15 protein-coding genes are annotated in these 14,071 nt (G+C 70.5%); 14 read left to right on the top strand and 1 reads right to left on the bottom strand.

Annotated elements, in window-relative coordinates; genetic code table 11:
• Positions 1-44 precede the first annotated feature (44 nt).
• From ACTWNK_RS41555 to ACTWNK_RS41545, 3 genes are all read left to right on the top strand, one after another.
• Complete coding sequence (locus ACTWNK_RS41555) at positions 45-1,649, top strand: sigma factor-like helix-turn-helix DNA-binding protein (RefSeq protein ID WP_474310545.1); 1,605 nt, start codon at positions 45-47, stop codon at positions 1,647-1,649.
• A 5-nt stretch (positions 1,650-1,654) separates the two neighbouring features.
• Positions 1,655-2,293 carry a hypothetical protein gene (locus tag ACTWNK_RS41550; RefSeq protein ID WP_474310544.1) on the top strand — a complete coding sequence of 213 codons (639 nt, stop codon included), beginning with the start codon at positions 1,655-1,657 and terminating at the stop codon, positions 2,291-2,293.
• 146 nt (positions 2,294-2,439) lie between these two features.
• Positions 2,440-3,612, top strand: a complete 1,173-nt coding sequence (locus ACTWNK_RS41545) for a C40 family peptidase (RefSeq protein WP_474310543.1) — start codon at positions 2,440-2,442, stop codon at positions 3,610-3,612.
• A 30-nt stretch (positions 3,613-3,642) separates the two neighbouring features.
• On the opposite strand, the gene ACTWNK_RS41540 is transcribed toward ACTWNK_RS41545, so the two are convergent.
• Positions 3,643-4,140 (bottom strand): inorganic diphosphatase, encoded by a 498-nt coding sequence (locus ACTWNK_RS41540; RefSeq protein ID WP_474310542.1) that lies wholly within the window; start codon positions 4,138-4,140, stop codon positions 3,643-3,645.
• 131 nt (positions 4,141-4,271) lie between these two features.
• Here ACTWNK_RS41540 and dacB point away from each other — a divergent pair, with 131 nt between their 5' ends.
• The 11 genes from dacB (at position 4,272) to ACTWNK_RS41485 (ending at position 14,067) form a co-directional block, all read left to right on the top strand.
• Positions 4,272-5,636, top strand: coding sequence for a D-alanyl-D-alanine carboxypeptidase/D-alanyl-D-alanine endopeptidase (gene dacB, locus ACTWNK_RS41535; RefSeq protein ID WP_474310541.1), 1,365 nt, complete (start codon positions 4,272-4,274; stop codon positions 5,634-5,636).
• A 22-nt stretch (positions 5,637-5,658) separates the two neighbouring features.
• Positions 5,659-6,735, top strand: coding sequence for a zinc-dependent metalloprotease (locus ACTWNK_RS41530; RefSeq protein ID WP_474310540.1), 1,077 nt, complete (start codon positions 5,659-5,661; stop codon positions 6,733-6,735).
• 29 nt (positions 6,736-6,764) lie between these two features.
• Entirely contained in the window at positions 6,765-7,775 is a 1,011-nt protein-coding gene (tilS, locus tag ACTWNK_RS41525) for a tRNA lysidine(34) synthetase TilS (protein WP_474310538.1), read from the top strand.
• 11 nt (positions 7,776-7,786) lie between these two features.
• Positions 7,787-8,344, top strand: coding sequence for a hypoxanthine phosphoribosyltransferase (hpt, locus tag ACTWNK_RS41520; RefSeq protein WP_474310537.1), 558 nt, complete (start codon positions 7,787-7,789; stop codon positions 8,342-8,344).
• A 252-nt stretch (positions 8,345-8,596) separates the two neighbouring features.
• Positions 8,597-10,594 (top strand): ATP-dependent zinc metalloprotease FtsH, encoded by a 1,998-nt coding sequence (gene ftsH / locus ACTWNK_RS41515; RefSeq protein ID WP_474310536.1) that lies wholly within the window; start codon positions 8,597-8,599, stop codon positions 10,592-10,594.
• The gene (gene folE, locus ACTWNK_RS41510; protein ID WP_474310534.1) at positions 10,591-11,172 is read left to right on the top strand and encodes a GTP cyclohydrolase I FolE; all 582 of its coding nucleotides are present in this window, start codon (positions 10,591-10,593) and stop codon (positions 11,170-11,172) included. The genes ftsH and folE overlap by 4 nt, the downstream gene beginning before the upstream one ends.
• Before the next feature lie 75 nt (positions 11,173-11,247).
• Positions 11,248-12,222, top strand: a complete 975-nt coding sequence (folP, locus tag ACTWNK_RS41505) for a dihydropteroate synthase (protein ID WP_474310533.1) — start codon at positions 11,248-11,250, stop codon at positions 12,220-12,222.
• Entirely contained in the window at positions 12,219-12,665 is a 447-nt protein-coding gene (locus ACTWNK_RS41500) for a nuclear transport factor 2 family protein (RefSeq protein ID WP_474310531.1), read from the top strand. The genes folP and ACTWNK_RS41500 overlap by 4 nt, the downstream gene beginning before the upstream one ends.
• A complete protein-coding gene (folB, locus tag ACTWNK_RS41495; RefSeq protein WP_474310530.1) occupies positions 12,655-13,020 on the top strand; it encodes a dihydroneopterin aldolase in 366 nt (121 codons plus the stop codon). The genes ACTWNK_RS41500 and folB overlap by 11 nt, the downstream gene beginning before the upstream one ends.
• 94 nt (positions 13,021-13,114) lie before the next feature.
• Positions 13,115-13,615 carry a 2-amino-4-hydroxy-6-hydroxymethyldihydropteridine diphosphokinase gene (folK, locus tag ACTWNK_RS41490; protein WP_474310529.1) on the top strand — a complete coding sequence of 167 codons (501 nt, stop codon included), beginning with the start codon at positions 13,115-13,117 and terminating at the stop codon, positions 13,613-13,615.
• The gene (locus ACTWNK_RS41485; RefSeq protein ID WP_474310527.1) at positions 13,612-14,067 is read left to right on the top strand and encodes a DUF3180 domain-containing protein; all 456 of its coding nucleotides are present in this window, start codon (positions 13,612-13,614) and stop codon (positions 14,065-14,067) included. The genes folK and ACTWNK_RS41485 overlap by 4 nt, the downstream gene beginning before the upstream one ends.
• The last annotated feature ends 4 nt before the right edge of the window (positions 14,068-14,071 follow it).

Genomic DNA, 14,071 nt, shown 5'->3' with positions numbered 1-14,071 from the left:
GAATCGGTAGAACTGCGAGTTACCAAACCTTTACCGTCGGTCACATGAATGATCGCGTCCTGGTCGAGGCGTTGCGTGCCCGCGACCCGGGTGCCCTCGCTGCGCTGTACGACTCGCACTCCGAGAGCATCTACAGGTATTGCTGGTCTCTTCTCATGAGCGCCGACAGCGCCCAGGTGGCGTTGCGCGACACGCTCATCGCCGCCGAGTCGCACATCGCCGAGCTGTCGGACCCCGGCAGGCTCAGGCCGTGGCTGCACGCCCTGGCCAGGGTCGAGTGCCTGCGCAGGCAGCAGGGCACCGAGCAGGAGGAGCCGCACGTCGAGGCCCCGGCGGGGGGCGACCCGGGTGAGGCCGATCTGCGGATCATGGCCTGGAACGCCATCAGGAGCCTGCCTCCGGCCGACCGCGAGATCCTGGAGCTGGTGCACAGGCACGGCCTGACCGCCTCCGAGCTCGCGGCCGTGCTCGGCGCGACCGCCAAGCACGTCGAGGCCGCGCACATGAGCGCCCGCGACGCGCTCGGCGACGCGATCACGGCGGAGGTGCTGGCCCGCAAGGGGCCCTACGACTGCACGACGCGGGCCGCGCTGCTGGCCGACTTCACCGGCGAGCTCACGCCCGAGGTGCGCAGGCAGGTCATCGCCCATCTGTCGGGCTGTCGCACGTGCGCTCCGCATCGGGCCAGGCAGGTGTCGGCGGCCAAGGTGGTGGAGCTGCTGCCCACCGTGAGCCTGCCCGAGTCGCTCAGGGTCAGGGTGCTGAGCTGCTTCCTCGATCCCGAGCTGCTGCCGTACCGGAGATATGTGGCGCGCAGGTCGGCGTCGCTGGACGCGGCCGGCTTTCCCCTCTCGGGGGATCGCCGCCCTCGCCGGTGGCCTCACGCGCTTGCCGGGGCGGCTGCTGCGGTGGCTGCGGCAGCGGTGATCGCGGTGATGTTCAACCAGTTCGGCGCCGAGCGCGACGGCGGACTGGTGGGCCTGGCGTCCGGCGCGTTCCCCGCGACGGGGGAGCCGCCCGGCATCAGGCTGCCGTGGCGGCCCGAGCCGCAGGACTCCCGCGTGCGGCTGGCGCCCATCCACGACGGGCCGGGCGTGGTGCCGGTCGGCCCGCACTACTCGCGTGCGCCGATCGTCGACACCGGTGCGGACCCGCTGGAGCCGAGGCCGGTCCCGACGCCTACCGCCGCGCCCGCCACACCGAAGCCGACCGCGGCCCCTCCGACCGCTACCCCCGCGCCGACCCCGACGCAGCAGGAGCCGGGCCCGCTGCAGCCTGGCGCCGAGCCCACGACACGTCCACGCGATCACCAGCACGGCCCGCGCGAGACCCCGTGCCGCAAGCCGACCGTCCAGCCCACGCCCACGCCCACCGCGACCGCGACCTCGACCCCGAGGCCCACCCAGAAGCCCACCTTCAGGCCGACGCCCAAGCCGACACCCAAGCCCACCCCGACCGAGCAGCCGAGCGAGCCCCCGGCCTCCACCCCGCCCCCGGCGGGCGGAGCATCGGCGCCGCCGCCGGTCGAACACCACCGCGCCCCGACCCCCCTGAACGAAAGCACCCCGGCCACCCCAGAACGACCGGCCGAAGAGCCGCCCCCCATGGTGGCGGCGCCGCTTCGTGACGAGGCCGCCGGGAGCGTCTGACCCCCGTGGAGGCCTACGCGGTACGCGTCGACCCCCACCTGGGGCACCGGGTATGCCCGCTCCCTGTCAGCAGGGATCTCGCCGACCTGGTGCCCCGGGTGCACCACATCGACTGGCCCACCTGGCTCGACCCCGGCCCCAGAATGATCCGCGATGTGGTCGAACTGTGCCGCCTGCAGACGGCCAGAGGCCTGAGCGTGCTGTCCTGGCTGGCGGCAGGGCAGCCTCCCGACGACCACGACTGGCTGTGGTCGTGCCGCCGCCTCACCGGCCTCCGCCAGGAACGCATGTACGGCGCCGCCGCGGCCGTGCCCGACGCCGTGCTCGCCCTCGTCATGGCCGACTGGACCTGGGTGCTCGGCACCTCCTACGGCGCCAGGGTCACGGCGCCCTACCTCGCGGGCACCGCCTATCCCGTCGACGGCCACCACGCCGCGCACGCCACGATGACCCTCCAGCAGACCTACGACCGCCACCCCGAGACCCGCCCCTCCATCGCCGCCGCCTGGGCGGCCACCCGGGTGAGCGCCGACTGGTGCCAGGCGGCCAGGCACCAGACGCCGGTCTTCACCTACCCCCGCGACACCCTGCCCCCGCCGATCGGCATGCGCCCATGGCTGGAACGCCTCTTCCGCCTGCGGTGATGACGTTGCGTGAGATTTATGTGTGCGGAACGTAACGACGGGGAACTGTGTGCGTAGAGTGACCAAATGTCACGCAGCGACACGCGGTGTGAGGGGGACGGGTGTATTCCGTCAAAGCGCGACTGCTACTGGCCTGTGTCCTGGCGATGCCCATCGGAGCCGTCGCCACGGCGAACACCCCCGTCCAGGCCGAGCCAGGCCCCTCGGCAGGAGAGGTCGCCGACGCACGGCAGGCCGTGAAGGACAGGGCGAAACAGCTCGGCGCGGCCAGCGCCCAGCTCGCCGACGCCCAGGCCAGGCTCGACGAACTCGCCGAGAAGGCCGGTCGCATGGTCGAGGCGTACAACGGCGAACGCGTGCGCCTGGCCGCGGCCGAGCGTACCCACCAGGAGGCCAAGGAGCGCCTGCGCCTGGCCGAGGCCAGCGTGCGCGAGGCCAGGGACGCCGTCGGCGTCATCGCGGCGCAGAACTACAGCGGCGTCGACCTCAGCCGCTCCCTGGTCGCCGTCCTGTCCGACACCGGCGGCCTCGAAGGCCTGCTGCACCGGGCCAGTGTGCTGTCGCAGCTCGGCGGCGAGCAGGGCGAGACGCTCAAGCAGATGCGGGCCACCCAGGAGGTCTCGGCCATCCTGCGCGAGCAGGCCGGCAAGGCGCACGCGGCGCAGCAGGAGGCGGCGGCCAGGGCCGAGTCGGCCAAGGCGGCGGCGCAGAAGGCGGTGGCCGAGCAGACGGCCGAGACCGGTCGCATCACGGCCGAGCGCAAGGAACTGCAGGAGAAGGTCGACGCGGCCAGGAGCAAGGCCGAGCGCCTCGCACGGGCACGCGCCGAGGCGCTGGAGCGGGCCAGGCTCGCCAGACTGGCCAAGGAGCGAGAGGAGGCGGCACGCCGTGCGGCGACGGCCTCGTCCAGCCGTCCGGGGCTGGGGGCGGGCCGCGGCCTGCGCACCGGGTCGAGCAGGGGGGACGTCGTCGCCAACTGGGCGCTGGCCCAGCTCGGCAAGCCCTACGTCTGGGCGGCGGAGGGGCCCAACAGCTTCGACTGCTCGGGCCTGACGATGCGGGCATGGGAGCGGGTCGGCGTGCGGATCGACCACTGGACCGGCACCCAGTGGACCTCGGGCCCGCACATCCCGCTGAACCAGCTGCGCCGTGGCGACCTGCTGTTCTTCGGGCGCATCACCCGCAACCCCGGCGACATCCACCATGTGGGGATGTACATCGGCAGGGGCCTCATGGTGCACGCGCCCCAGACCGGAGACGTCGTCAGGATCGCCTCGATGTGGCGCAGGGACCTGGTGGGCGCGACCCGTCCTTCGTGATCGCGCCCTGCCGCAGGACCACCCGGCTCACTAGTGGTGGTCCTCGCCCTTGTCGACCAGACGCTTGAACGAACGCTCGATCTCGGCCTCGGCCTCGACCCGGCCGACCCAGTTGGCGCCTTCGACCGACTTGCCGGGCTCAAGGTCCTTGTAGACCTCGAAGAAGTGCTGGATCTCCAGCCGGTCGAACTCCGGCACGTGGTGGATGTCGCGGATGTGCTCCATCCGCGGGTCGGTGGCGGGCACGCACAGCACCTTGTCGTCACCGCCCGCCTCGTCGGTCATCCGGAACATGCCCACCGCGCGGCAGGTGATGTAGCAGCCCGGGAACGTGGGCTCCTGGAGCAGCACCAGGGCGTCCAAGGGGTCGCCGTCCTCACCGAGTGTGTTCTCGATGAAGCCGTAGTCGGCGGGGTACTGCGTGGACGTGAACAGCAGCCGGTCCAGCCTGATGCGCCCGGTCTTGTGGTCCACCTCGTACTTGTTCCGTTGTCCCTTGGGAATCTCAACGACAACGTCGAACTCCACCGCGGTTCCTCCGCTCAAGCCCCCGGGCACCCCCGGACGGGCGTTAATGTCTCGTAGACGAATACCCATACCTGGAGAGAGGCGGCGACGTGGTACGGCGCGAGCGGTGGGTGGCGTTGACCACTCTCGCCATGCTTCAGGCCGTGACGATCGCCACCGGCGCTTACGCGGTGACCAGCGACTTCAGCCTGAGTGCGTTGACGCGAGACACGCCACGTCCGATCGTGTCGGCCGAGCCTCCCCCCGTCCCCGTGATGACCGCTGGACCTGTGCTGGCCGCGGGCGGGAACGGACCTCTCCCCTCCAAGGGTACTTTGACGCAGGCGCTCACCGATGCCTTGGGTGACAAAGCGCTGGGTGAGCGCGTGGGAGCCGTGGTTCTCGACGCCTCCACCGGCGAGTCGATCTTCGCCTCCGGCGCCGACACCGGCATCACGCCCGCCTCCACCACGAAGGTCGTCACGGGTGTCGTCGCGCTGGCCTCGCTCGGCCCCGACACGCGCCTGGCGACGACCGTGGTGCGCGGCCGGAGCCCGTCGTCGATCGTCCTGGTCGGCGGCGGCGACCCCACGCTCGCCGGGCCGAGCGCCAAGGCCGAGGCCTACCCGCGCGCCGCCTCGATGACGCAGCTGGCCATGCGCACGGCCAAGGCGCTCAAGGAGTCGGGCGTGTCCAGGGTCACGCTGTCCTATGACGCCACGCTGTTCGTCGGCCCGTCCAAGAGCCCGACATGGAAGCCGTCCTACGTGCCAGACGGCAATGTGGCCCCGGTGTCGGCGCTGGCGATCGACGAGGGCAGGCTGAACCCCGCCCACTCCCAGCCCCGCGTCCCCGACCCGGCCAGGCACGCGGCGCTGGCCTTCGCCAGGACCCTGGCCAAGTACGGCGTGAGCACGGGCAAGTCGATCCGGGCGGCGACCGCGCCTCCCGGTGCGACCGAACTGGCCAAGGTGTATTCGGCCCCGGTCTACGCCCTGGTCGAACGGGCGCTGACGCTGAGCGACAACGACCTGTCGGAGGCGCTGGCCAGACATGTGGCGATCAAGGAGGGGAAGGACGCCTCGTTCGACGGCGTGATCGAGGCCGTGCCGTCGGTGTTGCGGCGTCTGGGCGTCGGCAAGGGCGTTCAGGTCTTCGACGGCAGCGGCCTGTCGCCGCGCAACCGCATCAGCGCCAACGCCATGGCCGGCCTGGTCGCCCTCGCCACCTCACCGGCGCATCCCGACCTGCATGCCATCGCCTCCGGCATGCCGGTCGCCGGGTTCACCGGCACGCTGGGCAACGGCAGGCGCTTCACCGAGGCCGACGCCAAGGGCCAGGCGGGCCTGGTCCGGGCCAAGACCGGCACGCTCAACAACGTCAACACCCTGGCGGGCCTGGCGACCACCAAGGACGGCAGGCTCGTGACGTTCGCCTTCATGGCGGACAGGACGCCGATGGGCGGCGGAGCCGAAGCCGTTCTCGACCGCTTGGCCGCCATCGTCGCGCGCTCGTAGCCGAGCACGTACGGTGGACGGTATGCAGGTGATCGACTGGGATCTGGCCGTCGCGACCGGAACGCGCCTCGTGCGCCCCGGTCCCCAAGTGAGTCGCTCCGAGGCCAAGCAAGCGGTCACCGAGCTACGCGCCCTCTCGCGTGAGGCCGAAGGCCACGTGCGCGAGTTCACCAAGATAGACACGGCCACGCCGCCGCAGCCCGCGACCATCGTCGACAGGCCAGGCTGGATCAAGGCCAATGTCGAGGGCTTCAGGGTGGTCCTGGAGCCGCTGACCGAGCGCATGGGCGCGAGGAGCAATCCGCCGCCCGCCATCGTCAGCGCCGTGGGCGCCCGCATCACCGGCGTCGAGGTCGGCGCCGTGCTGGCCTTCCTCGCCTCCCGCGTGCTCGGCCAGTACGAACTGTTCCTGCCGCCGGACCCCTCGGGCCAGGCGGCCACCGGCAGGCTCACGCTCGTCGCGCCCAACATCGTCAACGCCGAGCGCGAGATGGGCCTGCACCCGCGTGACTTCAGGCTCTGGGTCTGCCTGCACGAGGAGACCCACCGCGTGCAGTTCACCGGCGTGCCCTGGCTGCGCGAGTACGTCAGGTCGCAGATGACGGAGTTCCTGCTGGCCTCCGACATCGACCTGCCGACCCTGCTCGAACGGCTGCGCAACGCCGCCGACACGGTCGCCGAGGTGGTGCGCGGCGGCGAGGGCAACCTCATCGACGCCATCCAGACGCCGGAGCAGAAGGAGATCCTCGACCGGCTCACCGCGGTGATGACGCTGGTGGAGGGGCACGGCGACTACGTGATGGACGCCGTCGGCCCCTCGGTCGTGCCTTCGGTCGCCGACATCAGGGCCAAGTTCGGCCATCGGCGCGAGGGCGGCTCCCGCCTGGACCGCACGATCCGCCGCCTGCTGGGCGTCGACCTGAAGATGAAGCAGTACGCCGAGGGCTCGGCCTTCGTCAAGGCCGTGGTCACCGAGGTCGGCATGGACGGCTTCAACAAGGTGTGGACCTCGCCGCAGACGCTTCCCACCCAGGCCGAGATCCAGGACCCCTCCCTCTGGATCGCCCGCGTCGCAGGTCAGGAGGCCCTGCCCGCCTGAGGCGCCGCGCCGCCGGGGACAATGGGGTCATGGCCGGTCCACATCCCGCCGTCGCCGACGCGCGCAGGGCGGTACGTCAGGCAGTCGCCGACCTGGGCGAGGGCGACCTCGTCCTGGTCGCGTGCAGCGGCGGCGCCGACTCGCTGGCGCTGGCCGCCGCGCTGGCGTTCGTCGCACCGCGCGCCGGGCTGCGCGCCGGTCTGCTCACCGTCGACCACGGCCTGCAGGAGGGATCGAGGCTGCAGGCCGACCACGTGGTCCGCATGGCCGCCGGGCTCGGCCTCGACCCCGCGCGTGCGCTCACCGCCCGTGTCGGCGTCGAAGGCGGCCCGGAGAACGCCGCCAGGCAGGCCCGCTACCAGGTCATGGACGAGGCGGCCGCCGGACTGGGCGCCTCGGCCGTCCTCCTGGGACACACCCGCGACGACCAGGCCGAGACCGTGCTCCTGCGCCTGACCAGAGGCAGCGGCTCCCGCTCGCTGTCCGGCATGGCCGCGCGCTCCGGCCTGTACCGCCGCCCGTTCCTCGATCTGACCAGGCAGAGCACGCTGGCCGTCTGTCACGCGCTGGACCTGCTCGCCTGGCACGACCCGCACAACCGCGACACGCGCTACACCCGGGTCAGGGTCCGCGAGCGCGTCCTGCCGGTCCTGGAGTCCGAACTCGGCCCCGGCGTGGCCGACGCACTCGCCCGTACGGCGGCGCTGTGCCGCGACGACGCCGACGCGCTCGACGAGTGGGCCGCGAAGGCCTATGACGATTGCGCTCTTAGCGATATCAACGGTGTGCGTCTGCCCGTCCCGGAGCTCGAAGGACTGCCGGTGGCCGTACGTCGCAGGGTGTTGCGCCGGGCCGCCGTCGCGGCGGGAGCGGACGCGGGCGCGCTGTCGGCGACCCACACGCTCGCCATGGACGCCCCGATCCGCGACTGGCGTGGGCAGGGGCCCGCTGACCTGCCCGGGGGGATCGTCATGGTCCGGCGGTATGGCACCCTGATATTCGCCAAGCGCGACGGCGTCGCGACCAGCCCCATCCCGTAAGGAACATCACGGTGGACGCAGCCGACATGGGCCGTGACCTGGAGAAGGTCCTCATCCCCGAGGACGAGCTCCAGGCCAAGATCAAGGAGTTGGCGGGCCGGATCGACGCCGACTACGCAGGCAAGGAACTGCTCATCGTCGGAGTGCTCAAGGGCGCCGTGATGGTGATGGCCGACCTGGCCAGAGCGTTGCACGTCTCGGTGCAGATGGACTGGATGGCCGTCTCCTCCTACGGCGCCGGCACCAAGTCGTCGGGCGTCGTACGCCTGCTCAAGGACCTCGACACCGACATCGCCGGACGGCACGTGCTGATCGTCGAGGACATCATCGACTCGGGCCTGACGCTGCACTGGCTGGTCAACAACCTGAAGTCGCGCAACCCGGCCTCGGTCGAGATCTGCACGGCGCTGCGCAAGCCGGACGCGCTGAAGGTGCAGATCGACGTGAAGTACGTCGGCTTCGACATCCCCAACGAGTTCGTGATCGGCTACGGGCTCGACTACGCCGAGCGCTACCGCAACCTGCCCTTCATCGGCACGCTCGCCCCACACGTCTACGGCGGCGAGTGAAGACGCGGCGGCGACATTGCCCGTAGCGAGCGGGAACACGGCGCAGCCTGACGTACGTTGGTAGGGCAAGGCCGGTGGAGTCCGGGCAGTGACCCTGCGCGCTCTGCCGGTGTACCTTCGGACACCGAGGGGTGACGTCGTGTCCCCTTCGGGTAGTCAGTTGGAGCGGTTTCGGATGCCGCGGCCCCGGCTAGACCCGGGGTTTGAGGCCTTGGTCAGGAAGGGACGGGCCCGCAAGGGGTTCCGCATCGGATGGATCTCAAGCGATTTACACGTGGGCCACTGCTGTGGATCCTGGGCATCGTCGTACTGCTCCTGCTCGTGACCACCATGTGGGGCGGCGATGGCAACTTCGTCAAAGCCGACACCTCCACGGTCATCACGCAGATCCAGCAGGGCAACTTCACCAGCGGCAAGGTCGTCGACAAGGACCAGCGGACCGAGCTCACGCTCAAGACCGCGATCAAGGTCGGCAGTGAGCCCAACGTCACGCGTATTCAGGCCCCCTGGGTCACCGGCCAGGGCGTCGAGATCGCCAACATGCTGCAGGAGCAGGTGAAGGCGGACCCGACCAAGAGCTACACCAGCGAGAACCCGAGCGAGAACTTCCTCGTCGGGCTGCTCGTCAGCTTCCTGCCGATCGTCATCATCGTGCTGCTCTTCCTGTTCATCATGAACCAGATGCAGGGCGGCGGCTCCCGGGTGATGAACTTCGGCAAGTCCAAGGCGAAGCTGATCACCAAGGACACGCCCAAGACCACCTTCGCCGACGTCGCAGGCGCGGACGAGGCGATCGAGGAGCTCCAGGAGATCAAGGAGTTCCTCCAGGCCCCGGCCAAGTTCCAGGCGATCGGGGCCAAGATTCCCAAGGGCGTGCTGCTCTACGGCCCGCCAGGCACCGGCAAGACGCTGCTGGCCCGTGCGGTCGCCGGTGAGGCCGGAGTGCCCTTCTACTCGATCTCGGGCTCCGACTTCGTCGAGATGTTCGTCGGTGTCGGCGCCTCCCGGGTGCGCGACCTGTTCGAGCAGGCCAAGGCCAACGCGCCCGCCATCATCTTCATCGACGAGATCGACGCCGTCGGCCGCCACCGCGGCGCCGGGCTCGGCGGCGGTCACGACGAGCGCGAGCAGACGCTCAACCAGCTCCTCGTCGAGATGGACGGCTTCGACGTCAAGGGCGGCGTGATCCTCATCGCCGCGACCAACAGGCCCGACATCCTCGACCCGGCGCTGCTGCGTCCCGGTCGTTTCGACCGCCAGGTCACCGTCGACCGGCCCGACCTCGAAGGCCGCAAGGGCATCCTGCGTGTGCACGGGCGGGGCAAGCCGTTCGACGGCGACGTCGACCTCGACGTCATCGCCCGCCGTACCCCCGGGTTCACCGGCGCCGACCTGGCCAACGTGATCAACGAGGCGGCGCTGCTCACCGCGCGTGCCGACCAGAAGCTCATCACGATGAGCGTGCTGGAGGAGGCCATCGACCGTGTCATGGCAGGACCCGAGCGCAAGACGCGGGTCATGTCGGACGCGGAGAAGAAGATGATCGCCTACCACGAGGGCGGCCACGCCCTGGTGGCGCACGCCCTGCCCAACTCCGACCCGGTCCACAAGATCACCATCCTGTCGCGAGGCCGCGCACTCGGTTACACGATGACGCTGCCGATGGAGGACAAGTTCCTCGCCACGCGCTCGGAGATGATGGACCAGCTCGCCATGCTGCTCGGCGGTCGCGCCGCGGAGGAGCTCGTCTTCCACGAGCCCACCACCGGCGCCTCCAACGACATCGAGAAGGCCACCTCGATCGCCCGCCGCATGGTCACCGAGTACGGCATGAGCGAGCAGCTGGGCGCGCGCAAGTTCGGCAGCGGCAACAGCGAGGTCTTCCTCGGCCGCGACATGGGCCACGAGCGTGACTATTCCGAGAAGATCGCCTCGACGATCGACGAGGAGGTCCGCAGGATGATCGAGAGCGCGCACGACCAGGCGTGGGACATCCTCGTGACCTACCGTGACGTGCTCGACAACCTCGTCCTGCAGCTCATGGAGAAGGAGACGCTCTCCCGCCAGCAGGTGGTGGAGATCTTCTCCTCCGTGGTCGTCAAGGAGCACCGCCCGTCCTACTCGGGTTACGGCAAGCGCCTGCCCTCGGACCGGCCGCCCATCCTGACGCCGAAGGAGCAGTCGGCCAACGGCAACGGCTCGCTCACCTCCGGCCAGCAGGACGCTCTGCCGTCTGGGGAAAGTGCGTGACCAAGCACGACAACGTCGACTCGGCCCGGATCGAGAAGGCCGTCCGCGAGATCCTCTTCGCCATCGGTGAGGATCCCGACCGTGACGGCCTGCTCGACACCCCGGGCCGGGTGGCGCGGGCCTACGCCGAGCAGTTCGCCGGGTTGCACCAGAAGCCGGAAGACGTTCTCACCAAGGTCTTCGACGTCGATCACGACGAGATGGTCCTGGTGCGCGACATCGAGGTCTACTCCACCTGCGAACACCACCTGGTCCCTTTCCACGGGGTGGCCCACGTCGGCTACATCCCCAACGAGAAGGGCCAGGTGACCGGCCTGTCCAAGCTGGCACGCCTGGTCGACCTCTACGCCCGCAGGCCGCAGGTGCAGGAGCGCATGACCTCGCAGATCGCCGACGCGCTGATGAGCGTGCTCGAACCGCGCGGCGTCATCGTCGTCGTGGAGTGCGAGCACCTCTGCATGACGATGCGCGGCGTGCGCAAGCCGGGCGCCAAGACCATCACATCGGCCGTGCGCGGCGACTTCCGCAACAGCGACAAGACGCGCGCAGAGGCGATGTCGCTGATCATCGGCCGCTGATTCGTTATCGTTCGTTATCCACAACCCTGGACCCGCGACGTGGATGGCCATGCCCGAACACCTAGTCTTGTCGGCATGAAAAGCGTGCCGGGGCTGCCAGCGCAGGAGCGCTGCCTCGTCATGGGCGTGGTCAACGTCACCCCCGACTCCTTCTCCGACGGCGGTCTCTGGTTCGACGAGCGCGCCGCGATCGAGCACGGCCTCGAGCTCGTCCGCCAGGGCGCCGACCTCGTCGACGTGGGCGGCGAGTCCACCAGGCCCGGCGCCGCGCGCGTCGGCCTGGAGGAGGAGCTGGCCAGGGTGGTGCCGGTGATCAGGGCGCTCAGCGCCGAAGGCGTGGCGGTGAGCGTCGACACGATGCGCGCCGAGACCGCCGCCGCGGCCGTCGAGGCGGGCGCCAGGCTGGTCAACGACGTGAGCGGCGGCCTGGCCGATCCCGAGATGCCGAGGGTGGTCGCCGCGACCGGCGTGCCCTACGTGGTGATGCACTGGCGTGGCCACAGCCATGACATGGACTCGCGTGCCGTCTATGCCGACGTCGTCGCCGAGGTGCGCGAGGAGCTGGCCAAGCGGGTCGCGCTGGTGCTGGCCGAAGGCGTCGAGGAGAGCCAGATCGTGCTCGACCCCGGCCTGGGCTTCGCCAAGCACCCCGAGCACAACTGGGACCTGCTCGCCGGCATCGGCCAGTTGGAGGAGCTCGGCTTCCCGCTGATCATCGGGGCCTCGCGCAAGAGGTTCCTCGGCCGCCTGCTCGCCGGTCCCGACGGCACGCCCCGCCCCTTCGGCCACAGCGACGACGCCACGCTCGCGGTGACCGCGCTCGCCGCGCAGGCGGGCGCCTGGTGCGTGCGGGTGCACGACGTGAGCGCCAACGCCGACGCCGTCAGGGTCGCCGCGGCCTGGCGCGCGGCAGCGCTGAGCAGGGCCGCCGCCGTCCCCGCTGATTCTGCCTTGTCCAGCGGCGCCTTTGGGAAGGGGCACATGAGCCAGCCAGTCGTGCAGCGTGCGGAGTCCGGGACTCCTCAGCGCGGTCAGGAGGAGGGCGCATGAGCGTCGACACGGCCGCGATCGAGACGATCAACCAGTCGTTCTACACGGCGATCGAGAACGGCGACCTCGATCGCATGACCGAGATCTGGGCCGAGGACTCGGCCGACGGCCAGGTGAGCTGCGTGCACCCCGGCTGGTCGCTGCTGGCCGGGCGCGGCGAGGTGCTGCGCTCGTGGGCGCTCATCATGGCCAACACCACCTACATCCAGTTCGTGCTGACCGACGTGCAGACCCAGGTGCTCGGCGATGCCGCCGTCCTCACCTGTGTGGAGAACATCCTGACCGCGGGCGACGAGGGCGACTCCAGCTTCGCCGCGGGCAAGGTCGTGGCCAGCAACGTCTACATCCGCACCGGCACCGGCTGGCGGCTGTGGATGCACCACGGCTCCCCGGTCCTGCAGGGCGAGGACGACGACGAGGAGGAGGGCGACCTTGACCGCTGACCGGATCACGCTCAAGGGCCTGCGCGTCAGGGGCAGACACGGCGTCCTGGCCGCCGAGCGGGAGCTCGGCCAGGAGTTCGTGCTGGACGTCACGCTCTTCCTCGACACCGCACCGGCCGCGGCGGGCGACGACCTGACCAGGACCGTGCACTATGGCGAGCTGGCCGAGGCGCTGGCGAAGGTCGTCGAGGGCGAGCCGGTCGACCTCATCGAGACGCTGGCCCAGCGCCTGGCCGACGTCTGCCTGGCGAGCGACCTCGTGCACGAGGCCGAGGTCAGTGTGCACAAGCCGAGCGCCCCCATCCCGCTGCCCTTCGACGATGTGATCGTCACCATTCGCCGGAGCCGCGCATGACCTGTCGTGTACGGGTAGGTCCCCGGCACACGAGAGATCGCACGAGGACCGGAAACCAGGCATCGACAAGCCCGTTTCCGAGGGGAGCGTCGCTATGAAGGTCGTCATCGCCCTGGGCTCCAACATGGGCCGCCGTCTCGACACGCTCCAGCAGGCCATCGACGCGCTGTTCGACGCGCCAGGGCTGGAGTTCACCGCCGTGTCGCCCGTCTACGAGACCGACCCGGTGGGCGGCCCCGAGCAGGGCGCCTACCTCAATGCCGTCGTGCTGGCCGAGACCACCCTCGACCCCCGCACGCTGCTGGACCGCACCCAGGGTGTGGAGAACTCACTCGGCAGGGTGCGTTCCGAGCGCTGGGGCCCGCGCACGATCGACGTCGACCTCATCCTGGTCGGCGACACCGTCTCGGACGACCCCGAGCTCACCCTGCCGCACCCGAGGGCACACGAGCGCGCCTTCGTGCTCGTGCCGTGGGTGCTGCTCGACCCGGTGGCCGTCATCCCCGGCCACGGCCAGATCGCCCAGATCCTGCCCGGCCTCGACCAGCAGGGTGTGCGGCTGCGCACCGATCGCACGCTCCAGGGGCCGTCGTGAAGCCGACACGTGTCGCGCCGCTCGCCGTCATCGTCGTCGTCGTGGCGCTGCTCACCTGGATGATCGTGCGCATGTTCTACGCCACGCTGCCGATGGTGCCGTGGACGGCCATCCCCACGGTGTTGCTGCTGGCGGTCGGCGAGGCCTACACCGGCTCGATGACCAGGGCCAGGATCGCCCGCAAGCCCGACACCAAGCCCGTCGAGCCGCTGGCCGTCGCCAGGCTGGCGGCCCTGGCCAAGGCGTCGGCCTACGCGGGGGCGATCTTCGCGGGCCTGTTCGGCGGCTTCACCCTGCACACGGTGCAACTGCTCGACCGCGAGCGGCCGCGCGAGGACTTCTTCATCGCCACCGGCTCCTTCCTGGCGTTCGTGGTCCTCATCGCGGCGGCCCTCTATCTGGAGTACTGCTGCCGCGCGCCCAAGGACCCGAGCGAGCCCGAGCGGCCGTAGCGGC

Source organism: Nonomuraea sp. IBHARD001 (genome assembly GCF_056106265.1).
This window is presented reverse-complemented; position numbering and strand designations above follow the sequence as displayed.

Bases quoted from the DNA above. Each gene is read 5' to 3' on its own strand.
- ACTWNK_RS41555 (WP_474310545.1), top strand. From the start codon at position 45: ATGAATGATCGCGTCCTGGTCGAGGCGTTGCGTGCCCGCGACCCGGGT.
- ACTWNK_RS41545 (WP_474310543.1), top strand. From the start codon at position 2,440: ATGCCCATCGGAGCCGTCGCCACGGCGAACACCCCCGTCCAGGCCGAG.
- dacB (WP_474310541.1), top strand. From the start codon at position 4,272: ATGCTTCAGGCCGTGACGATCGCCACCGGCGCTTACGCGGTGACCAGC.
- ACTWNK_RS41530 (WP_474310540.1), top strand. From the start codon at position 5,659: ATGCAGGTGATCGACTGGGATCTGGCCGTCGCGACCGGAACGCGCCTC.
- tilS (WP_474310538.1), top strand. From the start codon at position 6,765: ATGGCCGGTCCACATCCCGCCGTCGCCGACGCGCGCAGGGCGGTACGT.
- ftsH (WP_474310536.1), top strand. From the start codon at position 8,597: ATGGATCTCAAGCGATTTACACGTGGGCCACTGCTGTGGATCCTGGGC.
- folP (WP_474310533.1), top strand. From the start codon at position 11,248: ATGAAAAGCGTGCCGGGGCTGCCAGCGCAGGAGCGCTGCCTCGTCATG.
- ACTWNK_RS41500 (WP_474310531.1), top strand. From the start codon at position 12,219: ATGAGCGTCGACACGGCCGCGATCGAGACGATCAACCAGTCGTTCTAC.
- folK (WP_474310529.1), top strand. From the start codon at position 13,115: ATGAAGGTCGTCATCGCCCTGGGCTCCAACATGGGCCGCCGTCTCGAC.